The sequence below is a fragment of the Parerythrobacter aestuarii genome, from assembly GCF_030140925.1.
GTDB lineage: Bacteria > Pseudomonadota > Alphaproteobacteria > Sphingomonadales > Sphingomonadaceae > Parerythrobacter > Parerythrobacter aestuarii.
The window spans coordinates 2,607,943-2,634,882 of the sequence record NZ_JARBWD010000001.1; the positions used below are offsets into that span (position 1 = coordinate 2,607,943).

A 26,940-nucleotide genomic window follows, 5' to 3' on the forward strand; every position below is an offset into this window, starting at 1 on the left:
CAGCGACGCGGCAATCTAGGGGCGTCTCGCGATCCGCCCTGGATCTCTTCGCTCCGCTCGCAATGACGGGATTGGTATGATCAAGCACTTCTTCGCCGCCACAGCCGCGCTCGCCCTTCCCTTCTCCTTCCCTGCTGCCGCGCAAGGCGAGCCCGAGGGGGCGCCCTCACCGGGCCAGATCGTCGATGCTTCGGCGCAGGACGAATGGGTGACCATCGATCCCGAAGACCTGCTAGTGATGACGCTTGCCCCGGATGCGGAGGGCAACGCGCGCGCAGTCGTGATCCAGTTGATGCCCGCGCCCTTCAGCCAGGGCTGGGTCAGCAACATCCGCACCCTCGCCCGCGCCAAATGGTATGACGGGATCAGCGTCAACCGGGTGCAGGACAATTACGTCGTCCAATGGGGCGATCCTAATTACGACAATCCGGAGGCTAGTGGCGAGGCGAAGGCACTGCCCTCCAGCTTACAAAAAGTTTCAGTTGAAGAATACACGACCGATTATCGGACATCACCTACTCTGAGAGAGCGCTTCTTTGACAAGGTGCAGGAGTATTTGATCGAGTCGAGTAACATGCTTCGTGGGAAGACCCCCTATCGCGGCGACGCCTATTCGGTTGGGACCCTGAGTGTCTTGGGCTGGCCGGTCGCATATGAGAGCGGCGAGGTTTGGCCCGTCCATTGCTACGGCATGGTCGGCGTAGGGCGGAACTATTCGCCGGACACCGGCTCTGGCGCGGAGCTCTACACCGTGATCGGCCATGCGCCGCGGCATCTCGATCGCAATATCGCGCTGGTGGGTCGGGTGATTTCCGGGATGGAGCATTTGTCCTCGCTGCCGCGCGGCAAGGGCGAACTGGGGTTCTACGCCGATTTCGAGGTCGAAAAGCGCACCCCCATCCTCTCGATCCGCGTCGCCAGTGACCTGCCGGAGGCCGAGCAACCGAGGTTCGAGTATCTCTCCACCGAAAGCGAGAGCTTCGCCAGATACGCCGATGCGCGCGCCAACCGCCGCGATCCGTTCTTCATCCATCCCGCCGGCGGGGCCGATATCTGCAATATCCCGGTGCCGATCCGCGCAGTGGCAGAGTGAGCAACAGTCTTGTCCTGACGACCTCACTCGTCCGCTGGGATGGCGGCACGGCGGCCTATCACCTCGTCCGCATCGACGGTGAACCCGCCGAGGCGATCGCCATGCATGCGCGAATCGAACGGCTGGAGACCGGCCGACGGCGCGGCTTCGGTTCAGTCAAGGTCAGCGCGCGCGTGGGCGACACCGAATGGAAGAGCTCGGTCTTCCCTTCGAAGCCCAATGGCTGGATATTGCTGGTCAGCAAGAAGGTGATGCGCGCCGAGGATCTTGCCGAAGGCGATCCGGTGAGGTTGGAGCTGGAGCTTCTGTGAGTTCCCGCGAAGGCGGGAACCTCGGGACGCCTGGTCGAAACTGCCTGAGGCTCCCGCTTTCGCGGGAGCTCGGGAAGGCTAGATCCGCTCGGCCTGCGCCACCGCATCGCTGGCGCGCAGGGCACTCAACATTCGCGTCAGGTGTGCGAGGTCCTGCACTTCGAGGTCGATCTCGTAACTGGTGAACGGATGATCGAGCTGGGTCTGGTTGAGGCTCGTCACATTGACATGGTTCTTGGCGAAGATCCCCGCCATTTCCGCCAGCGTGCCGGGCCGGTCATACAGCGTAACCCGCAGCCGCCCGACCGCGCCATGGCTGCGCTTGCCCCATTGCAGATCGATCCAGTCGTTGTCGATCCCACTCGCCAGTGTCAGGCAGTCGATGGTGTGGACTTCCACCCCTTCGCCCTGCTTGCGGGTGCCGACGATGCGGTCGCCCGGCACCGGGTGGCAGCATTCGGCGAGCTTGAAGCCGACCCCGGCGGTGAGGCCACGGATCGAGATCGCTTTTTCGCGCTTGGACCAGTCGGGCTCTTCGTCCTCGAATTCAGCCGTGCAGCCGGGGACCAGCGCTTCCATCACATCCATGTCGGAGATTTCAGCCGCGCCGATAGCGTAGAAGAGGTCTTCGTCTTCCTCCATCTCCAGCCGTTTGAGCGCTTCGCGCACGGCCTTCTTGCCGATCTTGGCGGGGACACGGTCGGCAATATCGTCGAACAGCTTCTTGCCCAGTTCGGCAACTTCGGCGCGTTCCTTCTGCCGCACCGCGCGGCGGATTGAAGCCCGTGCCTTGCCGGTGACGACAAAGCCAAGCCAGCTCATCTGCGGCTCGGCTTCCTTGCCCTTGATGATCTCGACCACGTCGCCATTGCCCAACACGGTACGCAGCGGCATGTGCTTGCCGTTGATCTTGGCCCCAACTGTCTGCGCCCCCAGGTCGGTATGCACGGCAAAGGCGAAATCGACCGGGGTTGCGCCCTTGGGCAACTGGAACAGCGCACCCTTGGGGGTGAAGGCAAAAATGCGATCCTGGTAGATCGCCATCCTTGTATGCTCGAGCAGCTCTTCGGCATCGTGGCTGGCATCGACGATTTCGATCAGGTCGCGCAACCAGCCCACCGAGCCATCGGGTGTGTCGTGTTGTTTGTAGGCCCAGTGCGCGGCCAGCCCGAATTCATTGCGCTGGTGCATGTCGCGGGTGCGTATCTGCACCTCCACCCGCATGGAATTTTCGTAGATCAGCGACGTATGGAGCGAGCGATAGCCGTTGTTCTTGGGCGTCGAGATGTAGTCCTTGAAGCGCCCGGGAATGAATTGCCACACCGTGTGCAATACGCCGAGCGCGCGATAGCAGTCGGCAATGTCATCGGTGATGATGCGGAAAGCGAAGATATCGCTGACCTGTTCGAAGCTGACATGCCGCTCGGCCATCTTGTGCCAGATCGAATAGGGATGCTTTTCGCGGCCGGAAACTTCGACTTTCAGACCAGCCTCGGCCAAGGCCTGCTTGATCGCCAGCGCAATCGCATCGACCTGTCCGCCATCCTGTTCGCGGATCTGCGTGAGCCGGTCGGTGATGGTCTTGTATGCATCAGGCTCGATCTGTTCGAATGCCAGCGCCTGCATCTCGCGCATATATTCGTACATCCCGATCCGCTCTGCCAGCGGGGCATAGATATCCATCGTCTCGCGCGCGATACGGCGGCGCTTTTCCGGGTTCTTGATGTGATGCAGCGTGCGCATGTTGTGGAGCCGGTCACCCAGCTTGACCAGCAGCACGCGGATGTCTTCGCTCATCGCCAGCAGGAACTTGCGCAGGTTTTCAGCGGCGCGCTCATTCTCAGGCATCTGCTCGATCTTGCTGAGCTTGGTCACGCCATCGACCAGTCGGGCAACGTCTTTACCGAAATTGCTCTCGATATCCTCGATTGTCGCCAGCGTATCCTCGACCGTGTCGTGGAGCAGCGCCGTGATGATCGAATCCTGGTCGAGCTTGAGATCAGTCATCAAGCCGGCGACTTCGACCGGATGGCTGAAATAGGGATCGCCACTGGCACGCAGCTGGCTGCCATGCTTCTGCACCGTATAGACATAGGCGCGGTTGAGCATCGCCTCGTCGGCGTCAGGGTCATATTCCTTGACCCGTTCAATGAGTTCGTACTGGCGCAGCATCTTCCCGGACAAGAATGTGGCGCAAGTGGGGCATATTGCAATGCAAAATGCCTCTTTGGTCCTATCCAACTGCGGAATTGGGGCTATCGTGCATCATTGCAGGGGTTTGCCAGTGGGGGCGCGACATGCGGACATCGATTTTGGCTATGGGCCTGGCGGCACTCGTTCTGAGCGGGTGCGGCATAAACCAGAAGGCACCATTGACGACGGGACCGCAGATGTGCGGCTTCATCACACATTCGCTTTCGATCCCGATTCCCGATCCCAGCGCGCCCGACCAGCTTTCGCCCTTTGCCGCTGATATCGAAGCCAGCTTGTCGACCTTCGATGCGCAGCAGCAGGCGAACATGCCTGAAACGGGTCCTGTCCCCGAAGATACTCCACTGCCGGAACCGGGAACGCCGCCTGAACCCGCCCCGGAACCGGTCGAACCAGAACCCGCCAACATGCTGTTCCTCTCCGGGGGCAGCGAGCACGGCGCCTACGGGGCCGGCATCCTCAAGGGATGGGGCGGTGACGGCCAGCTGCCCGATTTCCAGGTCGTGACCGGGATCAGCACCGGCTCGATCCTCTCCAGCTTCGCTTTCGTCGGCAAGGGCGATTTTGCCGCCGACGGCTACACCATCTCCAGCGAAAGCCAGCTGCTCAACGTTTATAGCAAGCCCAAGAACGGCAAGCCCGACATTGGCAATTACATGGACCTCATCAAGAAAGGCGCCTTTGCCAACCTCGATCCACTGCGTAGCCGTATCAAGGGTTTCCTGACCAAGGATTATGTCGCCGACGGCACTTCGCACACGACCACGGTGATGGCCGAGATCGCCCGACGTCATGCGCAGGGGCGGCGGCTGTATGTCGGCGCGGTAGACATCGATTCCGGCATCGGCACCGCTTTCAACATGGGCGACATGGCAACCCGCTATGATACGGCACGGTTGCAGGGTGAGCCGGACAAGATGGAAAAGTGGCTCGATTGCTATGTCAGTGCCATCATCGCGTCTTCCTCGACACCCATGGCGGCACCGCCCGTGTTTATCGACAACACCATGTATGTCGATGGCGGGGCGCGGTTCGGGCTGTTCGGCGACACTGTGATCCGGGCCGTGCGGGTTCACTCAAGCAGGGCCGACGAAGAGCATCGCGCGCACGCCGCACCGCGCGTCTATGCGGTACTGAATGGCACCATGCAGTTACCTCCCCCGGCCTGCCCCAAGGAGGATCCGTCATTGTGCAATGGCGACCCTCCGGCCTGGCCAAACAACGGCCAGCACAAGGATTGGAACATCCTCGAGCTGGCGCTCAAATCCGAACGGGTGCTGGTGAACCAGGTCTATCGTTTCTCCGCCCAGTCGGTCGAAGACGAAGCCTGCAATGGCGGCGGGTGCTTCAACTTCCTGCGGATCGAGCCTGACATCAGCGAATTCGCCATCGCCCTGCCTGCCCCGCTCAATGCCGGAAACGAAGGCGAGTTGACTTGCCCGCAATGGACCGCGGTCGATATTGCCACCGACAACCCCATACAGTTCCACAAGCGCTATATGCGGTGCCTGATCCGCTATGGGGAAAGCAAGGTGCAGGAGGCCGGCTGGGGCAGCTAGCTCCCCACCACCTTGTCTACGGCACCTTGTGTTACCGCGTGATAGCTGCTGCGGGTCTTGGCATAGACCCGCTTGGCAATCGGCTGGCCCCAGCTGCCCTGTTCCATCAGCACGGTGAACAGCGGGCGCACGAACTTGGTCCGTCCGACGCGTGACAGGAAAGCATCAGCCTGCGGCACCGCCGGATCATAGCGATTGCCCAGCGCCAGTTCGAGCCAGAGGAACAGCTCTTCGTTGTTGCCGGTCCGGGACAGGCCCAGCGCGCTGTCGAGCGCGGCCAGCTCTGCACCGGTGCGGGCCTTGGGAATATTGTCGAGGAAACGCTGCCGCTCGGCCGAGGTCCAGCCGTTGTAGCTGGCCCTGGCCGGCAGGGCACCGGTATCGGCATAGGCCTTCACCGCCGCGTCGATCTCGGCAAAGACCGTGGCGTCGGGGCGATAGACATTGTCCGGCAGGCCGGGGGCATAGATCCAGTCCTCGAGCTTGAGCTCTTTCGCGCGGGCTTCATCACCGCCGAGCAGGTTTGCCTTCATGTCGGCAAGTAACATCGCCGAAGTCGCGGGCTGGAACGCGTGCCGGTCGAACCAGCTGCGCAGCCAGGCGTCGAATGTCTCGCGTCCGACGGCATGTTCCAGAGTGCGCAGGAACGCCGCCCCCTTGTTGTAGACGATGGCGCTGCCTGCACTGTCCGTCCCGATCGGCTGGTGCAGCGCGGTGCCCGGCGCGTCCGTACCAACTTCGGCCAGCGTTTCCTCGATCGCCGCGAAATCGAGCAGAGCCTCCTGCACTGCGCGCTTCTCGCCGTAGATCTTCTCGACGATGCGGTTCTCGAAATAGGTCGTCACCCCTTCGTTGAGCCAGCTGTCAGTCCAGTTGGCATTGGTGACGAGATTGCCCGACCAGCTGTGCGCCAGCTCATGCGCGACGAGGCCGGTGAGGCTCTTGTCCCCGGCGATGAAAGTCGGGGTGAGGAAGGTCAGCGTGGGGTTTTCCATGCCGCCGAACGGGAAGGCGGGAGGCAGCACGATCATGTCATAGCGACCCCAGCGATAGGGGCCGTAGAGTTCCTCGGCAGCCCCGACCATCGCTTCGGTATCTTCCAGCTCCTTCGCGGCGGCATCGATCATCGCCGGTTCGGTCCACACGCCCGTGCGCGGGCCGAGCTCGCGGAACACGATGTCGCCCGCGGCAATGGCGATCAGGTAAGGCGCGACGGGCTTGTCCATGCTGTAGGTGAAGGCACGGCGACCCTCGCCCACATCTTCGGGATCACCGCCCGAAAGGCCCGACATGACGACCGTCAGTTCCGCCGGAGCGGTGATGCGCGCGTTCCAGGTCTGGCGGATGCCGGGGCTGTCCTGGGTCGGGATCCAGCTGCGGTTGAGCGTCGCCTGGCCCTGGCTGAGCAGGTAAGGATGCTTGCCCCCGGCGGTCTGTTCCGGGCTGAGCCATTGCAGCGCATCGGCATTGGCGGCGGAATAGGTGACGGTGATCTGGCGTGGTTCCTCGCTGTCGGAGGCACCGATGGTGACTGACAGCGGAGCGCCGTGCAGTCCTTCGTCACCGCCTTCTCCTTCGATCCGGTCGCCCAGTTCCCAAGCGAGCGGCTGCCCCTCGGCATCGGTGACGCTTTCGATCTCCAGCCCATCCGTATCGAGGATGACGGTATCGACCCCCGGCCTGGCAATGATATCCAGCACCGCCTTGCCTGCAACCGCCTTGTTCTCGAAGTCGAGATCGAGACCGAGCGAGACATGGCTGACGCGGGCATCGAGCGGTTTGGCGAAGCTGTAGACGTCCACCGCGTCCTCGCTGTCGAGGATCGGCGCGACAGCGGGCGCGTCGGAAGGTAGCTCGCCGGAACAGGCGGCAAGCAGGAACAGGGCAGCAGCGGCAAGAAAGCGCATCGGGATACTCCGGGGAGGTCTGTGTCGGGCGCGCGTTAGCGCAGGTCGGCGTGAACGACCAGCCGCCCATCTTCGACAGCAGTGCGATAGAGCCGCAACGCGCCGCAGCGGCCTCGTTCCTCGCTCCCGCTGGCAAGGTCGAAGCGGTAGCCGTGCCAGGGGCAGGTGATACCACCGTTGGCATCGGGCTGGGCATCGTCGAGCGGGCCCAGCGCGTGCGGGCAGCGGGCGGCATGGGCAACCCATTGCCCCTGCCAGTGCCGCACCAGCACCCTCGCCCCGTCGAGCGTCGCTTCGTGCACGCGCGCGTGGTCGAGCTCTGCCTCCGGGCCAAGGTCGACAGCAGAGTTGTCGTCCGTTCCGCGCAGCGCCTTGCGCTCGTCAAGCGCTTCCTGCCGCCCCAGCATCAGCGCTTCATCCTCGTCATAGAGCGTGGCGTATTGCGCCTGCAGATAGCCAAGGATCATCGCCGCCTGCTCCTCATGCTCGGGCGGCTGCGGCAGGTAGAAACGGACATCGACCGTGATCCCGCCAGCGTCATTGTCCTTGGCTTGCGTGTGGATCTGCGTCCCCTGTGCTGGCCCTGCCACAACGGTGGTCGCCCAGTAATGCCGTTCGTTGTCGACCAGCAGCTCGATCAGCTGCTCGCCGCCATTGTTCGGCAGCGCGGTCTTGCAGCGCCATCCCCAGGTGCCGCTTTCAACCTCTTCGATCGCTGCAAAGGAAGACGGATGAACAAACGGCAAGTGCTCCCAGTCGTGCGCGTTCTCCATCATCCGGGGCAGGCTAGACGGTATGTCGCGGACATAGTTGCCGAGGTAGTGCAGGTGATCTGTCGCATCGGCAGCGATATTTGTCGGGCGCACTGCGAAACTTGCGCGCTCTTCAGTCATTGTCTGCATATACTGCTCCCGCACGGGCTTGATCCGAAGCGATCTGGAGCGGGCGCTGTAACCCTGTCCATCTCTGCCTCGCTAGCCCTAAACAGAACGAAAGGCCCTCATGAAAGCAATATATGTCCTTGCCGCTGCCAGCCTCACTCTTACGCTAGCGGCCTGCCACGGCACCACCGCAGAAACCTCCGACCAAGCCCATACGGAGCGCGAGCTTATATTCTTCGACGGCTTCGACAATGGCGAGCTTGATCGCGAAAAGTGGATCGTTGTCGGCACGGATTTCTGGGTCAATCGGGAGGAGCAGGCCTATCTCGACGATCCTGAAACCATCGTTTTCCGCGATGGTGTCGAAGGTGCAGAGGGTGGCGTGCTGGAGCTGCGCCCGGTCTATCGCCCCGGCGTGGATCCGCACGAGGACCGCGAAGCCGATTTCGTGTCCGGTCGGCTCGAGTCCAAGGGAAAGTTCGAGACGACATACGGCCGCGCAGAGGCCCGGATTCGCTTGCCCGATGCGGAAGGTTTCTGGCCGGCGTTCTGGATGCTGGGCAACGGCAAATGGCCGGATACAGGCGAAATCGACATCATGGAGTATATCGGCGAGAAGGACTGGACAGCAGTCGCGCTGCACGGTCCGGGCTACTCGGGCGACAATACGCCATTCGTTGACCGCTTCTACTTCCCGCAGGGTGAGGACGCGACCGGCTGGCATGTCTATGCTGTCGAATGGACGCCGGATATGATCCAGTTCGAGATCGACGGGCGCGTGACCTATCGCGCTACCCGCAAAATGGTCGAACACCTGAGCGACTGGGCGTTCGACAATCCCAAATACCTCATCCTCAATTCCGCAATCGGCGGAGCCTATCCAGTCAAGAACAATCGGGTCGAAGAACCCTATTACGGCCTGCCCCAAGCAACTGCCGAGTTGATCAAGCGCGGCGAAGTGGCAATGGAGGTGGACTGGGTGAAGGTTTACGCGCCGCTCGACGCTGGCGACTGATCAGCTCCACACCGCCTCAGGCGGCAGGCTCATCAGGATGGCATCGATATTGCCGCCGGTCTTGAGGCCGAACAGCGTGCCGCGGTCGTAAACCAGGTTGAATTCGGCATAGCGTCCGCGCCATTCGAGCTGGGTCTGCTTCTCTTCGGGTGTAAACGGGCTTTCCATCCGGCGGCGGACGAGCTTCGGGAAGATGTCGAGAAATGCCTTGCCGACATCCTGCGTGAAGGCAAAATTGCGCTCGAACGCGGCGTCGTCCGTGCATTCCAGGTGATCGTAGAAAATCCCGCCCACGCCGCGATGCACGCCCCTGTGGGGAATATAGAAATAGTCGTCGGCCCATTTCTTGAACCGCTCGTAATAGGTCGGGTTATGCGCCGAGCATGCGGCGCGGAAGCGGGCATGGAATTCGTCGGTGTCCTCGGCATAGGGGATCGGCGGGTTGAGGTCTGCCCCGCCGCCGAACCAGGCCGCCTGCGTGGTGAGGAACCGGGTGTTCATGTGCACCGCCGGCACATGCGGGTTGGCCATATGCGCGACGAGGCTGATGCCGGTTGCGGTGAAACCCGGATTCTCTGCGCTGGCACCATTGACCTGTCCGGCGAATTCCTTGCTGAAATTGCCTTTCACGGTCGAGACATTGACCCCGACCTTCTCGAAAACCTTGCCTTTCATGAGGCCCTGAACGCCGCCGCCGGGATCGGGATTGCCCTCTTCCTCGCGATCCCATGGAGTGTACTGGAATGCAGCATCCGAGCCCGCCTCGCGCTCGATTGCTTCGAACTCGGCACAGATCGAATCCCGCAAGGCTTCGAACCATTGTCTCGCGGTGGCGGTTTGGGTTGTCCAGTCAGTCATGATGCACCCTTGCCAAACCGCATGAGTCGCGGCAAGTGACCACAATGGTTCCCCTTTCGTTCGCATCCGAAGAATTGCTCCTGACAACCGGCAACGCCCTCTATTGGCCGGCAGAAAGAGCGCTTTTGGTGGCGGACCTGCACCTGGAGAAGGCCAGCTTCTATGCTCGCCACGGGCAGATGCTGCCACCCTACGACAGTCGCGAAACGCTGGAGCGGGTGGCCGACGCCGTGAAGGCGACAGGGGCCCGGCGTGTCATTACCCTGGGCGACAATTTCCATGATCGCGAAGGTTCCTCGCGGCTGGAGCCCTATGCTGCCGGGATGCTGGAAGCCTTGACCCGGTCGCTCGACTGGGTCTGGATCACCGGCAATCACGATGGCGAGGCCATGCACCGCAGCTTCGGCGGCACTGTTGCTGAAGAACTGGAGATTGGCGGCATTGTATTGCGGCATGAGGCCCGGCGCGGCGAGACGCGCCCGGAACTATCCGGCCACTACCATCCCAAGCTCCGCGTCCGTGTGCGCCAGCGTCATGTCAGCCGACCTTGCGCAGTGCGAGCGAGCGGGACGACTTCCGACCGCATGATCCTGCCAGCCTTCGGCACCCTTACCGGCGGCATGGATGCAGGCGACCCGGCAATCCTGGGGGCACTGCAGCCCTCTGCAGCGATTGATGCGCTGGTCCCGGTCAAGGGCAGGCTCTCGACATTCCCGCTTTGGCGCGAAGGTGCCACACACGGCATTTAATTCGCGCCCGGTAACGCAACCCCTTTGCGAATCCTTCGCTCACCCCCTACATAGCGCCCAGTTCAAACGGCCATTTCAGGAGAATGCCCCATAGCCCGTCCACCACGTCGTTCCATGCAGCCGCCGGTCAAGAGCGGTCCGCGATACGACAATTTCATCCAGTCGCCCAAGGTTCGCGTCATCGACGACGAAGGGGAGAACCTTGGAGTCATGTACACCAACGAAGCGATCGAGCAGGCCCAGGAGAAGGGCCTGAACCTGGTCGAGGTCTCACCCAACGCAGACCCGCCGGTGTGCAAGTTCCTCGATGTCGGCAAGCACCGCTACGAAGCGCAGAAAAAGGCCAACCTGGCGCGCAAGACGCAGAAGACCCAGGACATCAAGGAAGTGAAGATGCGCCCCAACATCGACACGCATGATTATGACGTGAAGATGCGGAACGTGAACAAGTTCCTGGAGCATGGCGACAAGGTAAAAGTGACGCTGCGCTTCCGGGGCCGCGAGATGACGCACCAGCAACTGGGCATGAATTTGCTCAATCGCGTGCGTGACGATGTGGAAGAGATCGCCAAGGTAGAGAGTTTTCCCCGCCTTGAAGGTCGCCAGATGCTGATGGTGCTGGCTCCAAAATAAGTATTACCGCGCGTACTTGCAGCAAAAAGGCTGCAGGGCTGGCGACTTACATGAATTTGCGATACCGCCGATGCTACGGATATTTGCCGCGGCATCGGCGGTATTTGCGTTGACCATCGATGCCGCTGCATGCACCCCACCCCCAGCGGAGTCTGCAGCATGCCCAAATCCCCCCGGTTCCCAATTCGCCATTCGTTGGCTGTAGTTGCGCTTGTCGCCTCGCCCATCCCCCTTCACGCATCAAGCCAGAGCGAGGCCGTGCTCTTCGCTCCGGCACCGGCGAAGCAGGATATCAGCATCGATTACGGATACTGGGATGCCGCGCTCAAGGAAATCGTCTTCAAGATGGGCCGATCGGAGCGCAAGGGAGCGCCGAGCGTATCTGCCGGGATAGCCACCCGTTTCGTCTATGGGCATGAGTCCCGGCTTCGGCTGGAAGGCAACCGGGTGCTGTTTTCTTTCCTGGAGGACGAACAACTGGAAGCGCTGACCGCCTACCGGCAGGACCTGGAGGCCGTCGCAGCGCAAGTCGACCTCACTTCCCTACCGAGGAATGAGCAATTGGCGTTCTGGCTGAACTTGCACAATGTCGCGGTGATCGAACAGATTTCGCGCAATTATCCCGTCAAGCGACCGGCCATGCTGCGGCTCGGGGAGGAACGCGTCCCGCTGGACGAAGCCAAGATCGTTTCCATCGCCGGGGTGATGCTCAGCCCCCGGGATATTCGCATAAAGATCGTCTATCCCAACTGGCAGGATCCGAAGGTCATCTACGGCTTCTTCCGCGGAGAAATCGGCGGGCCTTCGATCATGCGGGAGGCCTTTACCGGCGAGAATGTCTCCGACCTGCTCGACGAGGCAGCCGATGAGTTCGTCAACTCCCTGCGGGGGACGGAGAAACGTGGAAAGATCATGCATGTCTCACGGCTCTACGAAGAGGCTATCCCGTTCTATTTCCCCGACCGCCAGGCCAGCCTGCGGGCCCATCTCATCGCCTACAGCGACGAGGATGTGCGTGGGCTGATCGAGCGAACCCATACGATCGAGCCGAGCTTGTGGGAAGAAGACATCTCCGACCTCGCCGGGGCAGAATTCGATCCGCAATATTATCCCAACCCAGTTCCCACCAATGGCCTGGCCCCCAATATTGCCCGGCTGGTTGGCGAACGGAATGCCAAGCTCGAGCGGATGATCCGCCGGGGCAAGCTGATTGGCAAGGTCACCGTGATCGATATGGAAAAGGAACGGAAGAAAGAGGTCGAATAGGCTGGCGTGCGAAGTCATTGGTCGAGCCCGGCCACAAATTGATCGAACCGCGACCACCTTGCCTGCCGTGTACGGCTAAGGCATTGTGCAACAAACAGTACGGTCGCCCCAGTATCCCCCTTCTCATTGGAGCTTGTCCCCCGATGCCCCGTAAGATCTTGCTTGCCGCCCTTTCTGCAGGCGCAGCCCTGTCGCTCATTGCAACCGTACCGGCTTCTGCGCAGAGCGCGGCTTCTGCCAGCGATGCCTCTTTCGCGCAGTTCACGCCCAAGGCGGATATGACGCAGACCTCGCTCGATTACACGGTATGGGACGAAGCCCTGCGTTATGTCGTGTTTCGCATGGGTCGATCCTCGCGCCAGGCCGCTCCATCCGTCGAAGTCGGGCTGTCCGGGAGGATCAAACGCGGACATCATTCGCGCTATCGCCTCGAAGGAAACCGGGTGATTTTTTCCTTCCTTGAACAGGACATCAAGGACTCGTTGCTGGCGTACAAGCAGGATCTGGAAAGCGTTGCCAGCCAGGTCGACATAGCCTCGCTGCCGCGCAACGAGCAGCTGGCCTACTGGATCAACCTGCACAACGCTGCGGTCATTGCCGAGCTGGCGCAGCAATATCCGGTCCGCTCGCCCTCGCTGGGCAAGTTCGGGCCCGACAATGTGTCGCTCGACGAAGCCAAGGTCATTACCGTCAATGGCGTGGCGATGAGCCCGCGCGATATTCGCACAAAGATCGTCTATCCCAACTGGCAGGATCCGAAGGTCATCTACGGCTTCTTCCGCGGGGAAATCGGCGGGCCTTCGATCCCGGGAGAAGCCTTCACCGCCGCCAATGTCTCGCGCCTGCTGGCGGACAATGCGCGCGAGTTCGTCAACAGCTTGCGGGGCGTCGAGAAGATCGGTTCGACCATGCATGTCTCCAAGATCTACGAAGAGGCACGGCCGTTCTACTTCGGCAATTGGGAGGCCGACCTGCGCGCCCATATCGACAAATATGCCCGCCTGGATGTGGCAGATGTGCTGGAGAAGACGACCCGCAGCGAAGCCTCGCTGTACGAGACCGATATCTCGGACCTTGCCGGCGGGCAGCGGGAGCCGAGCTACAGCAATATCCAGACCCTCGGCGAAGATGGCATGACCTCGGCCCAGAGCACGCGCGTGCCAAGCTCGGTTGCGCGGCTGATCCTTGAACATCGCCGCAAGATCAACGAACTGATCCGGCGCAAGGAGCTGACACCGCGGGTTATCGTGATCGACATGAACAGTTCGACCGGCGAAGGCTACGAAGTCGAGTAATCGACACCCGGCCCGCCTGCCCACCTTGCCCTCTGCAGCCTGAACGCTAGGACAAGCCGCAGAGGGGAAGTTTGTGACTGCACAACGGATCGGTCTGATTATCGGCGCACTCGGCCTGCTGGCCGGATTCCTTGCGCCTGTGCCGGGCAGCATGACGCGCGAGGCGCTGATCGTCGCTGGGCTGGTCGTGCTGATGGCGAGCTGGTGGATGACCGAAGCGATCCCGCTCACGGCCACTGCGTTGATGCCGTTCATCGTCTTGCCGCTGGGCGGTGTGATGGGTGCCAAGGCGACCGCGAGCGCCTATTACGCGCCTATCCTGTTCCTCTTGCTGGGCGGTGCATTCCTGGCGCTAGCCATCGAGCGGACCGGGCTGCATCGGCGGCTCAGCCTTGCCATCCTCAAGACGATCGGCAGCGGCGGTGACCAGTCGCGACTGTTGCTCGCCTTCATGGTTAGCGCGGCAGTTCTTTCCATGTTGATTTCCAACACCTCGACGTCGCTGATCATGATGCCGATGGCGCTGGCAGTCCTGCATGGCGGGGGTGTGCCCTTGGCCTCAAGCAGCGAAGCGGTAGGCCACAAGGAAGGCCTGGCTGGCGCACTGCCCATGGGCATCGCCTTTGCCGCCAGCATCGGTGGGCTCGGCACCATTGTCGGCTCACCGACAAACGGCATCGCGGTTGCCTTGCTCGATGAAATGACGGGACTGCGCATCAGCTTTGCCGAATGGATGGCCTATGGCTTGCCGGTTGTAATCGTTGGCGTGCCATTGGCCGCGTTCCTGATCTCGCGGGTGCAGCGCGTTTCCGCCCACCCTTTCGACGTAAAGGCGGCGCGTGCCACAATCGACGACCACTCTCCATGGTCCAGTGCTGAAAAGCGCCTGTTGCCGATCATCGCCATCACTTTCTTGCTGTGGATGAGTCAGCGCTGGGTTGCGCCCTACCTGCCGGAGGACAGCTGGACCGACGGCACTATCGCCATCCTCGCGTCGCTGGCGCTGTTCCTGCTGCCTGACGGAACCGGGCGGCCCATGCTGAAATGGCAGGAAGCCGATCGTGCACCATGGGGTGTCATTATGATGTTTGGCGGCGGGCTGGCGCTGGCAGCAGGCATGCAAGCCTCCGGCCTTGCCGAATGGCTCGGGCAAGCGTTGTTGCCGCTCGATGCACTCCCGCTGGTGGTGGTCGCAATCGCCATTGTCGCCATGGTCGTGCTGATCACCGAATTCGCCAGCAATGTCGCTACGGCGAGCGGGATCATCCCGGTGGTAGCGAGCCTGGTGGTGGCACTGGGGGTCGATCCGATCCTGCTCGCCATGCCCGCCGCGCTCGCTGCCAGCTGGGGCTTCATGCTTCCTGCCGGGACCGGGCCCAACGCGATCGCATGGTCCACCGGTCACATCCGCATCGAGCGGATGGTCAAGGCCGGAATCCTGCTCGACCTCATCGGCATATTCCTGATCGTTGCACTGGTTTGGGCAGTGGCCGCAATCCTGGCATAGCGACATGGGATAATTTCATTTGTAACCGGTTGCACGGGTGCCGACGCGGCGGTATTTGCCTGTGCCAGCATTCAGGCACACCGTGCAGATGCGCTCCTGCGGAGGTTAGGAGCGGGCGGCCCGTGTGCCCATTGGCTCCTGCCTTCCTGGGAGCGTGACACAAGGAAGGTCCATCACCGATGACCGATGCCGTCGACGCTGTCGATCAGCCCACCCCGCGCCGCAATCCCAAGCCCAAGGTGACCACCATCAACGGTCGCGAGATGAAGCCCAGCACGCTGATGATGGGCCATGGCTATGACCCGGCGCTGTCCGAAGGCTCGCTCAAGAGCCCGATTTTCCTCACTAGTACTTTCGCGTTCCCGAGCGCCGCCGACGGCAAGCGTCACTTCGAAGGCATCACCGGAATCCGCCCGGGCGGTGCCGAGGGCCTGGTCTATTCGCGCTTCAACGCACCCAACCAGGAAATCCTCGAAGACCGTCTCGCCATCTGGGACGGAGCCGAAGAGGCGCTGAGCTTCTCCAGCGGGATGACCGCGATCGCCATCCTGATGCTGGCCGCGTGCAAGGCGGGCGACGTGATCGTTCATTCCGGCCCGCTCTACGCTGCTTCCGAAGGCTTTGTCGCCAAGATCATGGCCAAATATGGCGTGACCTATGTCGACTTCCCCGCCGGAGCAACGCCGGCGGAACTCGACGCGGTGATGGCAAAGGCCAAGGCGCAGGCGGAAGCGCAGGGTGGCGAAGTGCCGCTGATCTACCTCGAAAGCCCCGCCAACCCGACCAACGCGCTGGTCGATGTCGAAGCGGTCAAGGTAGCGCGCGACGCGCATTTCGACGCCGACCGCTGCCCTATCGCCATCGACAACACCTTCCTCGGCCCGCTGTGGTCGCGCCCCCTCGAGCACGGCGCGGACCTGGTGGTCTATTCGCTGACCAAATATGTCGGCGGCCATTCGGACCTCGTCGCCGGCAGCGTCTCCGGCAAGAAGCGCTTCATCGATGCCATCCGCGCACTGCGCAACACCATGGGCGGGATCGCCGATCCCAATACCGCGTGGATGCTGTGTCGCAGCCTCGAGACCGTCGAACTGCGGATGCAGCGCGCGGGCGAGAATGCGGAGAAGGTCTGCGCTTTCCTCAAAAGCCACCCGAAGGTCGCCGGCCTCGGCTATCTCGGCATGATCGAGGATGCGCGGCAACAGGACATCTATGACCGGCACTGCCTGGGGGCAGGCTCCACATTCTCGCTGTTCATCAAGGGCGGCGAGGCCGAATGCTTCCGCTTCCTCGATGCGCTCAAAGTCGCCAAACTCGCAGTCAGCCTCGGCGGGACCGAGACGCTTGCCAGCCATCCGGCCAGCATGACGCACCTCTCCGTGCCACAGGCGCGCAAGGATGCGCTGGGCATCACCGACAGCCTGGTGCGCATCAGCATCGGCATCGAGGATCCGGATGATCTCATCGCCGACTTCGAACAGGCTCTGGCCGCAGTCTGATTGCCGCTCCTGTCCTATCCCGAGTCGCAATCCCGGTGTAGATGCGACTCGGAAGTGGGCAGACCCGTGGCTCAATCCGAGGCCGGTCATGGCTTCATCAATGGCGATCTGATCGGCAAACTGCGGCTGCCCCTCGCGAGAGGGAGGACCGACAATGCAAGACAACGCCATTATCCTGATGGGGGCAGGAGGATTGTCCCTGGTCGCCGCCATCGCCTGCTATCTGAAGAACACCGAACGCTTCGTTTTCCCGATCGCGCTGTTATTGATCGGGGTATTCCTGCTGGCAGCCAATGTCGTGAAGGCGGAGCTTCCCGGCGGGGTCAAGATCGAGCTGCAGAAGCTCGCCGACAATTCGTCGGAAGCGGCAAAGGCGCTGACTGAAGCATCGCAGAGAAATGGCGAGGCGATTGCCGCGCTGAACGAGTCCATGGCTGCCAGTGAAAGGGCGTTTGCCGCCTATCGCATTGAAGTGAACAAGCGATTTGCCGCGCTCAACGAACCGGAGGTTCGGCTGCCCCAATCGCAGCAAGTCCTGCAATCACGGCAAGTTGCCGCGAGCAAGATTCGCGAAGCGCGCAGCGCCAATGAGCTTGCCGTCGACAAGACCAAGATCCTCGAAGAGATGGCGAAGATGGGCGTGGGTAGGTGAGGGCTATCGAAATGCGCCGCGCGGGTGCTAGACAGCCGCATGGCAAATCCTGAACAGAAGCCCATTATCCTCGTCATCGGCGCCGGTGCCGGCATCGGCGGCCATGTTGCTAGACGCTTTGCCGACGGCGGCTACCACGCGGTGCTGGCCCGGCGTTCCGACGAAGAGGGCCTGCAACGTCTTGTGACGCAAATCGAGGAAGCGGGCGGCAGCGCCAGCGGCACGCTGCTCAACGCTAGCGAAGACGGCTCGATCGAAGATCTTGTTGAGCGGGTAGAGCGCGACATCGGCCCAATCGACACTGCGCTCTACAATCTTGGCGCGCAGATCGGGAATCGCACGCTGAACGATACACCGCACCGCACCTTCGAGCTCGGCTGGCGACTGGGATGCTACGGTGTGTTTCGCCTCGCTCATGCGCTGTTCCCGGCGATGGTCGAACGCGGAAAGGGCACGCTGCTTGTCACTTCCGCGACGGCCGCTGTGCGCGGCAATGCCGGGCAGCACAGCCATGCCGCCGCGATGGGTGGCCGGCGGATGCTGTGCCAGACGCTCAACGCCGAATACGCCCCGCAAGGCGTGCATGTCGCGCATGTCGTGGTCGATGGTTCAGTCGATGCGCCCGACACGCTGGGCAAGCTGCTCGGCGACAGGTTCGAAGCCTATAAGGCGAGCAAGGGCGAGGACGGCGTGATCGATCCCGCTGCGCTGGCGGAAACCTACTGGCACCTGGCCCAGCAGCCGAGGAACTGCTGGACACACGAGCTCGACCTGCGGCCTTTCACCGACACCCCGTGGTGGAACGACAATCCCGATCCGAAGATCAATACCGCAGGGCAGCGCCCGCCGGCAGAGCAGGAAGACTAGCCATACCTAGCGGATTTCCAGCGTATAGCTGGGTCGCTCGCCTTCGGTTGCCACGAACCCTTCCGTCAGCACCCCGGCGGCCTTGTTCACAGGACCATCACCGACGATGCCGTCGCGGGTATGCAGTTCCACAGTGACTTTCTCGGGTTCCAGACCTTCGGGAATATAGCTGTCCGCGCTCACCTTCAGCTTGCTCATGCAGTTGGCACAGCCTTCCACATTCCAGCGACTGAGTACGGGTTCGACATCGATCAACTCGCGCTTGCCGTCGCGTTCGCCATAAATCGCGATCAGCATCGAACCGCGCACCTTGGACCGGTCAATACCTTCTACGTGCGCAACTTTCGGCGCGGCAGACGTTGTCATTGCCGCGAGCGAATCGACCGCCTTGGCGGCAGGAGCATCGAGCGATCCCGGGCCGTAGGTATAGCCCATCTGCCCTTCGATATCGATGCAATCCGCGCTGGTGACAGAGGCTCCACTGGCATCGACAAACGGTAGCAAGGGAGTCTGCAGCGACATCGTCGCGTTACGGTCAGCCCCGGCCGGTGGCGGATTGTTCTCGCCATATGTGGCACCGGGATCGTTCGGATCGATGGTGAGGTTCTGGGTCGAACCGCTGCGCTGCTGCCATTTCCAGAACACATAGTCGATGAAGCAGTGGTGGAAGAAGAACACCGGATCGAGCCCGGCGGTGTTGTTCTCGCCCATGTCGCCATTGGCACCGGCGATGGGAGAGATATTCCCCTGCCCGGGCACGTCGAAACCGCCGACTGCCAAGTGCATGTAATTGTGCGGGCTTTCCAGCGCCATCACCAGCGATTGCGGGTTGGCGTTGTTGTAAGCGCTCGAGCTCGTGGTGTTGGAGAACAGCGTGTAGGTGGGTGCCGCAAGGCAGGCGACAAAGCGCTTGTGGATCAGTCCCCATGTGCCGCCGCCAACCACCACCTGGGTGTTGAGCCACTGCGTGATGTTGTAGTTCAGCTGCGTATTCTGGTCGGCTGCAGTAGGGAACTGCGCATTGTGCGCGGCGGATTCCGACTGCGCCTGCGGCGTACCGACGAGGCCGGAAAGCGGGTAGCGGACCGTCGCATACCCGGCAGGCTTGGAATACAGGGTCTGCCCGGCAACATCCTGGATCGCATCAGGCAGAGTGAAAGACCGTATCGGGTTGGGAATTTGCACGCCGTCGAGCGTATAGAACTCGTCTGTCAGGCAGGGGGGCAAGCCAAGAGAGAGGGATTGCTGGCTGGTTTCATCCCAGAACGGGAGCGTGACATCCTCGCAGCCCGGGATGGAGCGCAGCGCATTCTCCAGGCGCATCATGTAGGCCCGGTGCCAGGTCGGAAACAGGACTGTGCCATGCTGGCAATAACCGCCCCACCAGGACGGGTCAGTCGCCCCTTCGCCGGTAAATGGCTCGCCATGATACCCGCCGATTACGAAGAATGAATTCGGGTCGGTGGCCGGCAGATCCTTGATCCCCTTCCAGGCGCGCATCAGGTTGTCGAGTTCGGTCGTATTGCCATTGTCGAAATCGGCCTGGATATCCCAGATAGACCTGCGAACACGGATTGAATTAGTCATGGCAACACCCCTCCATTTCGGAAAAACACTCCGAATAAAACTCTGATGACGGACCCATATTTTTGTAAAATCTGAAATGACCACTAAATATTGCGGTTGTCAATATTCCCGGTTTGCCAAGCATCGAGAATTTTTATATTCACCTGCAGGACCAATCCGGGACATCGACTCATGCTCGAAGGGCTTTGGACATATCGCAGCTTCTTCAACCGCTACGACCGCGTGGATTCGGATGCCAATGCTGCGCTTGCGCTGCTGTTCGGCGAAGGCCTGTTGAAGCTGACCCGACTGCAAACCGGCAACTATACGGGCGGCCTGTCTTTCGGCGACGGCCTGGACCTGAATCTCGAATGCAAGATTCTGCGCGATAGTGACCCGTTCGAGTTCGCCTGGATCGGGACAGGGCTTGCCGGCAAGCCGACAGAGGGGTGGCGCTATGATTATCGAGGGTATCTTTCGCACCAGTGGCCAAATGCCATCGACCAGGTGCCGGCACTGGTGGGCACAGTGATCCGGACGCTAGCCCACGGCGACAATGCCCCGGCCGGGGTCACTGCTTCGTTCATCGCTGTAAAACACCCCGAGCGTGACGATGACGATGTCTCTGCTCCGCGCGCTCCGAGCTTCCTGACATGAGAGCGGACTGGGCGTGAGCGCAAACTGGCACAGCGTCCGCGCCCGGATCGGCGCAATTACCGCGCTCTTCGCCATGCCCGCCATCATGGCGATGCCGGCCAGCACGGCAACTATCGGTGCTATCCCGCTTTGTGCTGGCGATGGTGAAACCCGCTACATGCTACAGCCGCCGGACTCGCCGCTGCCCAGGTCTTCAAAACGCGATCAGGGTGACGGTAAATCCATGGCCTGCGCCCATGTTCCGGTGGTCCGCAAGGCCGGGGACGACCCCGAGGACGAAGCAGGATAGCTTCCTGTCCCTGGCCCACCCCTGCTATCAGGCAGGCGGTGGATTCATCCCTTCCACTCGCGACGTTCTTCGGCTGCTTTAAGCACTTCGTAGGAAAGCTGCAGTTTCTGGAACTCGTCTGCGGCCTCCTTGTCACCTGGCTTGACGTCGGGGTGCACGGCCTTGGCTTTGACACGGTAGGCCTTCTTGATCGCGGCGAAATCGGCGTCGGCATCCAGCCCGAGCACTTCAAGCGCGCGCATTTCATCGGCGGAGCGGCTGCCGTCGCCGCTGCCGGCCCAGCCATAATGCTGCGCCTCGGCATAGCCAGCGCTTTCGGCCTGCTCACTCTTGGCCCGGGCGGCTTTCTCCGCCTTGTCGAGCCCTTCGAAATAGTCCCACTTGGAATTGTATTCGGCGGCGTGCTTCTGGCAAAAATACCACCGCTCCGGGCTGTTTGGTGCCTTTGGCGCGGGGCAATCGCCCGGTTCTTCGCACCCATGCCGATCGCAAATACGCACGCTGGTCGCCTCGCGCGAGCCGCCATAGGGCCGCCAGCGGGGGAAGCCCCAATCGTCAGACCGACGCGCCTTAGGCATCGAGGAGGTTACATGCAGTTGGTCGGGCGATCATGACAGCCAATCTAGGGAGTATTGAGAGAGATGGAAAGTTCGGGAACCAGTTGCACAGTGAAATGTTGCATTGCAACAGAGTGTTTACCCCCGCCCGCTAGTGGGCACGCCAGACCAATCGACGAAAGCGCCCCCATGTTCCAAGACATGAGCAAACAACTGAGCTTTTCCGCAACCGTTTCGGTGCTGACCATGGCGCTGTTCGCGATGGCAGCGGGCCAGCAGGTTATCTCGGTCGAGCGCGCTCAGGCGCAGGCTCCGCTCGGGATATCGGCTTTCGCTCGCTAGGCGTCGGCCTGCCCCCGCCCATCGGGCAGGGGCACACCCTATTCCACCAGTCAGTCGATAACAACGGAGACCGCGCGGCGGTTCTGCGCCCATGCGCCTTCGTTCGAACCAAGCGCGACCGGACGTTCCTTGCCGTAGCTGACGACCGAGATGCGGCTGGCATCAATGCCCAAGCTGACCAGGTAGTTCTTGGCCGCATTGGCCCGGCGTTCACCCAGCGCGAGGTTGTATTCACGTGTGCCGCGTTCGTCGCAGTGCCCTTCGATGGTGATCGTCACATTGGGATATTGCGACAGGTACTGTGCCTGCGTCTGCAAGGCGGCGGCATCGGCGCTGTCGATATTGTAGCGATCGGTATCGAAATAGATGATGTTCTGCCCGTTGACGCCGCGCACGAAGTGCTCCTGCGTGCCGATCGCCGGGCCGGTGGGGACAGTCGGGCCAGGTGTCGGGGTCGTCGTGACCGGGCCCGGATCGGGCGGCAGGTCTTCAGGGGCGCTGGTCTTGCAGGCGGACAGCGCGAGGGCGCCGGCCAGCAGGGTGACAGAAGCGATATGAGCATTCATCAGGCGTCTCCTCAGTGAGAGAATCGAGTGCGGAGCGACCCGCTTCGATTTGTTATATAACACATTTATGGCAGGATCGGTCCCCATGCAGGGTCCGAGGCATCGACGGGGGTGTTGAGGCGGCGCAGGTTCTCGCCGGTCAGGTCGACCTGGTAGAGCGCGGTATCGCCGCTGTTTCGCTCGGTGCGGAAGAACTGGATGATGCGTCCGTTGGGTGCCCAGGTCGGGGCTTCATCCTGCCAGCCATTCGATAGCGTGCGAAAACCGCGTCCGTTGGGGCTGATCACTGCAATATTGAAGTCGCCGGCGATGTGCGTGAACGCGATCTGGTCGCCGCGCGGGCTCCATTCCGGTGTCGCCGCGCGTCCTCCGAAGAAGCTGATGCGGCGCTGGCTCGAACCGTCGGCGTTCATGACGTAGAGTTGCTGGCTGCCCGAACGGTCGCTCTCGAACACGATCTGGCCGCCGTCGGGCGAATAGGATCCGCCGATGTCGATCCCCGGCTCGTTGGTCAGCCGAACGCTCGGCCCGCCCGCCGCACTGACGCGGTAGATGTCGGTGTTGCCGTTAACGGCCATGGAATAGAGGATCCACTTGCCGTCCGGGCTCCAGCGCGGGGCGAAAGTGGGATTGGTGCTCTGCGTCACCAGCTGCTGCTGACCGGTGCCGATGTCGTAGATGTAGATGCGCGGGTTGCCGTCGACATAGCTGAGATACAGTAACCGGCGATAATCGGGTGAGTAACGCGGGGTGAGCGCAGTGGCGCGTCCGGTGGTGATGAAGCGATGGTTGGCCCCGTCGCTATCCATGATCGCCAGCCGCTTGGTGCGGTTATCCTTGGGCCCGGTCTCAGCGATGTAAGCGATGCGGCTGTCGAAAAACGGGCTTTCCCCGGTAAGCCGCGAATAGACCAGGTCGGAGCACTTGTGCGCCGCCCGGCGCCAGTCTGCCGGCGGGACGACCCAGCCGCTGCGCACCAGCTCTTCGCGCAGGGCCATGTCGTAGAGGTAGCAGCCGACGATCAGGTTCCCGTCGCCGCGCGCCCGGACATAGCCATGCACCAGCATTTCCGCGCCGCGATTGGACCATGTCGCCCACTGCGGATCGGTGATCTGCGGATAGGTCGGCTTGGGCAGGCTGTCGGGCCCGGTCGGTTCGAACAGGCCGTTATTGCGCAGATTGCTGGTGATGATGCGGGCCAGCTCCACTCCCAAGGCAGAGGTGCCGCTGGCATTGGCAGCGGTCGGCACGTCGCGATCGGCGGCGAAGGCCGGGATAGCGATGCCGAGATCGTCGAGATTGCCTTCGAAAGAGACCGAAACTGACAGGCCGCCTTCGTCGTCTCCTTCATCGGCAATATCCTCGACTGCGGCAGTGGTTGGCGGTGCGGAACCAAGATCTTCATTCTGCGCGAACGCCGGTGCGGCGATCACAATACTCGCAATGATCGCGAGGGTTCTCATTGTGACAATCTCCAATCCAGGTCAGCCGTGACGACTTTCCAAGCGTTATAATATTCATCGGGCAAATCGAACGGGGCAGCCCGTTGCACAGCACGGATAGCCAGTTCCTTGTGGCGCTCTGCTTGGGCACGGTTGATGTCGTTCACGCCCTTTTGATCAACCACTACCGGACGTCCTGCCAGAGAACCGTCGGGGTTCAGGCGAAACCTGACATAACTGACTATCTTTTCGACTTCCGGGCCACTCGGCGGTTGCCAGTGCGGCTTGATCTGGCGGCCTATCGCTTGTCCAATCGAAGCCTTGGCGCTGGCACCGATCTGCGAGGCGGGCAGGCGGGTCTCTTCGGTCGTCGTACTGGCACCGGAACCGGGCAGGAAATCGGCCCCGATCTGGCTGCCGCGCGGGGTCGCTGTCGGCCTGGGCGTAGGTCGGCTGGTAGGGCGCGTCACCGGCTGCGGCCTGGGCCGGGCGGCCTGCGTCGGGCGCGGCTGGGGCGAGACGACGCGCGGTTGTTCGGGCGCGGGTTCGGGCAAGGGAGCGAGCTCGGGCGCAATCGCAGCGCGGCTCTCGGACACCAGCTCGGGTGCTTCGGCCTGCAGCCCGACCTCCTCCGCCAGGCTCACTGTGACTTTTTGGACCGGCTCGAACACCGGTGCACTGCGGACCTGGACCAGCAGCGCCACCACCAACAGCAAGTGCAATACAACCGCGACCCCGAGACCGAGGCCTTCTTCGCGGCGGAGGGCGAGTGCTGTCATCTTGCCGGTGCTATGGTTGATCGGATGAACCGCCGGTGACCATCTGGATCGAGTTGAACCCGGCGCGGTTCAGCTCCCCCATCACCGCCATTACCCGGCCATAGTCGAGCGAACGGTCAGCCCGCAGCGTGACTTGCGGAGGTGTGCCGTCGGCGCGTTGCGGCACATTGGCGAGCCCTGCGGCAAACTGGCCCGGCCGCTGCGCCACGTCGTCTATGTAGATCAGCCCGTCATTGGCAATGGTGACCGTGATCTGCTCGACCTCGTTGGGCAGCGCATTGGCGCGGCTGTCGGGCAAGTCGACCGGCACGCCCGAATTGAGCAGCGGGGCGGTGACCATGAAGATGATCAGCAGCACCAGCATCACGTCGACGAAAGGCGTGACGTTGATCTCTGCCATCGGCGCGCGGCGGCTGTTGCGACCACGCCGTGAGGCCATGATCCCCATCGCCATCAGAGCCGCTCCAGCTCGCGGCCGAGGTTGGCGTGGAACTTGTCAGCGAAGCGCTGCAGCCTGGCTTCGAACAGGTTCACCCCGTTGCTGAAGCGGTTGTAGGCGATCACTGCCGGGATAGCGGCGAACAGGCCGATAGCGGTCGCGAACAATGCTTCGGAAATCCCCGGAGCGACTACCGCGAGCGAGCTCGATTCCTGCACCCCGATCTGGAAGAAGCTGTTCATGATGCCCCAGACCGTGCCGAACAGGCCAATGAAGGGCGCGACCGAACCAACCGTGGCAAGGAAATTGAGCCGCGCGGCCAGCGTATCGGCCTCCTCCGCCACTTGCCCGGCCATAGCTGCACCGATCCGCGACGAAGCAGCATCGCGGTCTTTCAGCCCCTTGGCGGTCGAACGCTTCCACTCGTTCATCGCCACGCCTGCGATGCGAGCCGAAGGTACGTCTTTCTTCTGGTATTGGCTCATTACGCTGTCGAAATCGTCCGCCTGCCAGAATTCGCGCTCGAATGCCGCTGAGCGGCGCTTGAGCGTGCCAAGCCGCATGGAGAAGCTGACGATGATCATCCAGCTCCAGATCGACGCCAGGATCAGCCCAACCATCACCACCTGCACCACGATATCGGCATCGAGGAACAGCTGCACAGGGTTGAGCTTGCCCGACATCTCGACGGGAGCAGCAGCGGCCATCAGGTTCAGGGGCGGAAAGGTCATGCGGGGATTTCCTCGGTAAGAACGGTCTGGAAGGCCTGGCGCCAGGCCTCGGGCTGGCGGCGCGGCCGACCATCGGGCGCGACGAAGCCGACCCGGAATGTCGCTTCGGTCAGCAATTCGTCTGCGCGATAGGCGCGCTGGTGCATCACAACGCTCGCTGCCTTGATCTGAGTGCACCGTGTATGAATGACGACATCGTCGTCGAGCTTGGCCGGGCGGAAATACTTCAGCGTCAGGTCGGCCACGGCATAGGCCCCCTCCCCTGCTTCGATTGCCTCGCGCTGGTCGATCTCCAAAATTCGCAGCACGTCGGATCGCGCGCGCTCGAACCAGCGCAGGTAGTTGGCGTGGTAGGTAATGCCCGACAGGTCGGTATCCTCGTAATAGACCCGCACCGCGTAGAGGTGCACGGGTCCGTCGAAGACACCGCCGGGAGGATTGGGGAGTGCTGCCATAATTCCGCAAACGCCTTTAGCGGAGGCGTGAGTCGCCTAGCAAGCGGGAACGACGGAGCGAGTCAGACGTGCGACGAAATCGGGCTGACTACTTCCAATGCTTGCAGATCATCGGCCCCAGCGGTTCACCGCCGAAGATGTGGACATGCAGGTGCGGTACTTCCTGGTGCCCGTGACCGCCAATATTGGCCATCAGGCGATAGCCGGGCTCGACCAGCCCCTTGCGTCTCGCCACTTCCCCTACCGCGCGGACGAAACCGGCGATTTCCTCGGCGCTGGCATGGGCGGAGAAATCGTCCCAGCTGACATAGTGGCCCTTGGGGATCACCAGCGTGTGGATTTCGGCCTGCGGGTTGATATCCTCGAAGGCATGGGCCCACTCGTCGTCATAGACCCGGGTCGAAGGGATCTCCCCGCGCAGGATCTTGGCGAAGATGTTGCTGTCGTCATAGGGCTTGGTGGCATCGATCGGCATTACTCGCTCCTGCTCGCTTTTTCCTCCAGGCCGGACACGCCTTCGCGGCGGTCGAGTTCGCCCAGCACATCGGCCAGCGACACCCCGCGGGCGTTGAGCAGCACCAGCAGGTGGAACAGCACATCGGCCGCTTCGCCGGTCAATTCCTCGGCCGAGCCGGTCAGCGCGGCGATCACGGCTTCGGTGGCTTCCTCGCCCAGCTTCTGCGCGATCTTGCCCAGCCCCTTGGCGTGGAGCTTCGCCACATAGCTGCTGGCAGGATCGGCCGAACGGCGCGCGGCAATGGTGCTTTCGAGGCGTTGGAGAGTGTCCATGCCGCGAGCAATGCGGGCAGCGGCG

General features: G+C 62.1%; 29 protein-coding genes. 15 read left to right on the forward strand and 14 right to left on the reverse strand.

Annotated features, from left to right (window positions below):
• The first annotated feature begins 76 nt into the window (after nucleotides 1-76).
• Both QPW08_RS12680 and QPW08_RS12685 read left to right on the forward strand, forming a co-directional pair.
• Entirely contained in the window at nucleotides 77-1,093 is a 1,017-nt protein-coding gene (locus QPW08_RS12680; RefSeq protein WP_284126176.1) for a peptidylprolyl isomerase, read from the forward strand.
• Nucleotides 1,090-1,404 carry a DUF1905 domain-containing protein gene (locus QPW08_RS12685; protein ID WP_284126177.1) on the forward strand — a complete coding sequence of 105 codons (315 nt, stop codon included), beginning with the start codon at nucleotides 1,090-1,092 and terminating at the stop codon, nucleotides 1,402-1,404. Before QPW08_RS12680 ends, QPW08_RS12685 begins: the two co-directional genes overlap by 4 nt.
• 78 nt (nucleotides 1,405-1,482) lie before the next feature.
• On the opposite strand, the gene QPW08_RS12690 is transcribed toward QPW08_RS12685, so the two are convergent.
• On the reverse strand, nucleotides 1,483-3,576 hold the full coding sequence (locus tag QPW08_RS12690) for a RelA/SpoT family protein (protein WP_284126352.1): 2,094 nt from the start codon (nucleotides 3,574-3,576) through the stop codon (nucleotides 1,483-1,485).
• 125 nt (nucleotides 3,577-3,701) lie between these two features.
• Here QPW08_RS12690 and QPW08_RS12695 point away from each other — a divergent pair, with 125 nt between their 5' ends.
• Complete coding sequence (locus QPW08_RS12695; RefSeq protein WP_284126178.1) at nucleotides 3,702-5,174, forward strand: patatin-like phospholipase family protein; 1,473 nt, start codon at nucleotides 3,702-3,704, stop codon at nucleotides 5,172-5,174.
• Here QPW08_RS12695 and QPW08_RS12700 read toward each other — a convergent pair.
• On the reverse strand, nucleotides 5,171-7,081 hold the full coding sequence (locus QPW08_RS12700) for a M1 family metallopeptidase (RefSeq protein ID WP_284126179.1): 1,911 nt from the start codon (nucleotides 7,079-7,081) through the stop codon (nucleotides 5,171-5,173). The two genes, QPW08_RS12695 and QPW08_RS12700, sit on opposite strands and share 4 nt — an antisense overlap.
• Before the next feature lie 35 nt (nucleotides 7,082-7,116).
• Entirely contained in the window at nucleotides 7,117-7,983 is an 867-nt protein-coding gene (locus QPW08_RS12705) for a Rieske (2Fe-2S) protein (RefSeq protein ID WP_284126180.1), read from the reverse strand.
• Between the two features lie 100 nt (nucleotides 7,984-8,083).
• Here QPW08_RS12705 and QPW08_RS12710 point away from each other — a divergent pair, with 100 nt between their 5' ends.
• Nucleotides 8,084-8,977, forward strand: a complete 894-nt coding sequence (locus tag QPW08_RS12710) for a glycoside hydrolase family 16 protein (protein ID WP_284126181.1) — start codon at nucleotides 8,084-8,086, stop codon at nucleotides 8,975-8,977.
• Here the strand turns inward: QPW08_RS12710 and hemF are convergent, their stop codons facing one another.
• Entirely contained in the window at nucleotides 8,978-9,835 is an 858-nt protein-coding gene (hemF, locus tag QPW08_RS12715; RefSeq protein WP_284126182.1) for an oxygen-dependent coproporphyrinogen oxidase, read from the reverse strand. It lies immediately after the preceding gene.
• Between the two features lie 44 nt (nucleotides 9,836-9,879).
• Between hemF and pdeM the strand changes: the two genes are divergently transcribed.
• The 8 genes from pdeM (at nucleotide 9,880) to QPW08_RS12755 (ending at nucleotide 18,303) form a co-directional block, all read left to right on the forward strand.
• On the forward strand, nucleotides 9,880-10,584 hold the full coding sequence (pdeM, locus tag QPW08_RS12720) for a ligase-associated DNA damage response endonuclease PdeM (RefSeq protein ID WP_284126183.1): 705 nt from the start codon (nucleotides 9,880-9,882) through the stop codon (nucleotides 10,582-10,584).
• 114 nt (nucleotides 10,585-10,698) lie between these two features.
• Entirely contained in the window at nucleotides 10,699-11,217 is a 519-nt protein-coding gene (infC, locus tag QPW08_RS12725) for a translation initiation factor IF-3 (RefSeq protein WP_284126184.1), read from the forward strand.
• A 258-nt stretch (nucleotides 11,218-11,475) separates the two neighbouring features.
• Entirely contained in the window at nucleotides 11,476-12,483 is a 1,008-nt protein-coding gene (locus tag QPW08_RS12730; RefSeq protein ID WP_284126185.1) for a DUF547 domain-containing protein, read from the forward strand.
• 143 nt (nucleotides 12,484-12,626) lie between these two features.
• Complete coding sequence (locus QPW08_RS12735) at nucleotides 12,627-13,778, forward strand: DUF547 domain-containing protein (protein WP_284126186.1); 1,152 nt, start codon at nucleotides 12,627-12,629, stop codon at nucleotides 13,776-13,778.
• Between the two features lie 73 nt (nucleotides 13,779-13,851).
• A complete protein-coding gene (locus tag QPW08_RS12740) occupies nucleotides 13,852-15,285 on the forward strand; it encodes an SLC13 family permease (RefSeq protein ID WP_284126187.1) in 1,434 nt (477 codons plus the stop codon).
• Nucleotides 15,286-15,464: 179 nt separating this feature from the next.
• The gene (locus tag QPW08_RS12745) at nucleotides 15,465-16,784 is read left to right on the forward strand and encodes a cystathionine gamma-synthase family protein (RefSeq protein WP_284126188.1); all 1,320 of its coding nucleotides are present in this window, start codon (nucleotides 15,465-15,467) and stop codon (nucleotides 16,782-16,784) included.
• Between the two features lie 154 nt (nucleotides 16,785-16,938).
• The gene (locus QPW08_RS12750) at nucleotides 16,939-17,436 is read left to right on the forward strand and encodes a hypothetical protein (RefSeq protein WP_284126189.1); all 498 of its coding nucleotides are present in this window, start codon (nucleotides 16,939-16,941) and stop codon (nucleotides 17,434-17,436) included.
• 39 nt (nucleotides 17,437-17,475) lie between these two features.
• Nucleotides 17,476-18,303 (forward strand): SDR family NAD(P)-dependent oxidoreductase, encoded by an 828-nt coding sequence (locus QPW08_RS12755; RefSeq protein WP_284126190.1) that lies wholly within the window; start codon nucleotides 17,476-17,478, stop codon nucleotides 18,301-18,303.
• A gap of 6 nt (nucleotides 18,304-18,309) precedes the next feature.
• Here QPW08_RS12755 and QPW08_RS12760 read toward each other — a convergent pair whose 3' ends face one another.
• A complete protein-coding gene (locus QPW08_RS12760; RefSeq protein WP_284126191.1) occupies nucleotides 18,310-19,890 on the reverse strand; it encodes a tyrosinase family protein in 1,581 nt (526 codons plus the stop codon).
• A gap of 171 nt (nucleotides 19,891-20,061) precedes the next feature.
• On the opposite strand from QPW08_RS12760, the gene QPW08_RS12765 reads away from it, so the two are divergent.
• A complete protein-coding gene (locus QPW08_RS12765) occupies nucleotides 20,062-20,526 on the forward strand; it encodes a hypothetical protein (protein WP_284126192.1) in 465 nt (154 codons plus the stop codon).
• A gap of 13 nt (nucleotides 20,527-20,539) precedes the next feature.
• Nucleotides 20,540-20,815 carry a hypothetical protein gene (locus QPW08_RS12770; RefSeq protein WP_284126193.1) on the forward strand — a complete coding sequence of 92 codons (276 nt, stop codon included), beginning with the start codon at nucleotides 20,540-20,542 and terminating at the stop codon, nucleotides 20,813-20,815.
• Nucleotides 20,816-20,859: 44 nt separating this feature from the next.
• Here QPW08_RS12770 and QPW08_RS12775 read toward each other — a convergent pair whose 3' ends face one another.
• Nucleotides 20,860-21,393 (reverse strand): J domain-containing protein, encoded by a 534-nt coding sequence (locus tag QPW08_RS12775; RefSeq protein WP_284126194.1) that lies wholly within the window; start codon nucleotides 21,391-21,393, stop codon nucleotides 20,860-20,862.
• A gap of 180 nt (nucleotides 21,394-21,573) precedes the next feature.
• Between QPW08_RS12775 and QPW08_RS12780 the strand changes: the two genes are divergently transcribed.
• Nucleotides 21,574-21,714 carry a hypothetical protein gene (locus tag QPW08_RS12780; RefSeq protein WP_284126195.1) on the forward strand — a complete coding sequence of 47 codons (141 nt, stop codon included), beginning with the start codon at nucleotides 21,574-21,576 and terminating at the stop codon, nucleotides 21,712-21,714.
• Nucleotides 21,715-21,764: 50 nt separating this feature from the next.
• Here the strand turns inward: QPW08_RS12780 and pal are convergent, their stop codons facing one another.
• The 8 genes from pal to QPW08_RS12820 all read right to left on the reverse strand — a co-directional run bounded on the left by pal (nucleotide 21,765) and on the right by QPW08_RS12820 (nucleotide 26,915).
• Nucleotides 21,765-22,280 carry a peptidoglycan-associated lipoprotein Pal gene (pal, locus tag QPW08_RS12785; RefSeq protein WP_284126196.1) on the reverse strand — a complete coding sequence of 172 codons (516 nt, stop codon included), beginning with the start codon at nucleotides 22,278-22,280 and terminating at the stop codon, nucleotides 21,765-21,767.
• A gap of 65 nt (nucleotides 22,281-22,345) precedes the next feature.
• On the reverse strand, nucleotides 22,346-23,743 hold the full coding sequence (tolB, locus tag QPW08_RS12790) for a Tol-Pal system beta propeller repeat protein TolB (protein ID WP_284126197.1): 1,398 nt from the start codon (nucleotides 23,741-23,743) through the stop codon (nucleotides 22,346-22,348).
• Complete coding sequence (locus tag QPW08_RS12795; RefSeq protein ID WP_284126198.1) at nucleotides 23,740-24,501, reverse strand: energy transducer TonB; 762 nt, start codon at nucleotides 24,499-24,501, stop codon at nucleotides 23,740-23,742. Before QPW08_RS12795 ends, tolB begins: the two co-directional genes overlap by 4 nt.
• 10 nt (nucleotides 24,502-24,511) lie before the next feature.
• Nucleotides 24,512-24,955, reverse strand: coding sequence for an ExbD/TolR family protein (locus QPW08_RS12800; RefSeq protein WP_284126199.1), 444 nt, complete (start codon nucleotides 24,953-24,955; stop codon nucleotides 24,512-24,514).
• Nucleotides 24,955-25,671, reverse strand: coding sequence for a protein TolQ (gene tolQ / locus QPW08_RS12805; RefSeq protein ID WP_284126200.1), 717 nt, complete (start codon nucleotides 25,669-25,671; stop codon nucleotides 24,955-24,957). The genes QPW08_RS12800 and tolQ overlap by 1 nt, the downstream gene beginning before the upstream one ends.
• Entirely contained in the window at nucleotides 25,668-26,126 is a 459-nt protein-coding gene (locus QPW08_RS12810; protein ID WP_284126201.1) for a YbgC/FadM family acyl-CoA thioesterase, read from the reverse strand. The genes tolQ and QPW08_RS12810 overlap by 4 nt, the downstream gene beginning before the upstream one ends.
• Before the next feature lie 88 nt (nucleotides 26,127-26,214).
• Complete coding sequence (locus QPW08_RS12815) at nucleotides 26,215-26,601, reverse strand: HIT domain-containing protein (protein ID WP_284126202.1); 387 nt, start codon at nucleotides 26,599-26,601, stop codon at nucleotides 26,215-26,217.
• On the reverse strand, nucleotides 26,601-26,915 hold the full coding sequence (locus QPW08_RS12820) for a phosphoribosyl-ATP diphosphatase (protein ID WP_284126203.1): 315 nt from the start codon (nucleotides 26,913-26,915) through the stop codon (nucleotides 26,601-26,603). The genes QPW08_RS12815 and QPW08_RS12820 overlap by 1 nt, the downstream gene beginning before the upstream one ends.
• Nucleotides 26,916-26,940: the final 25 nt, after the last annotated feature.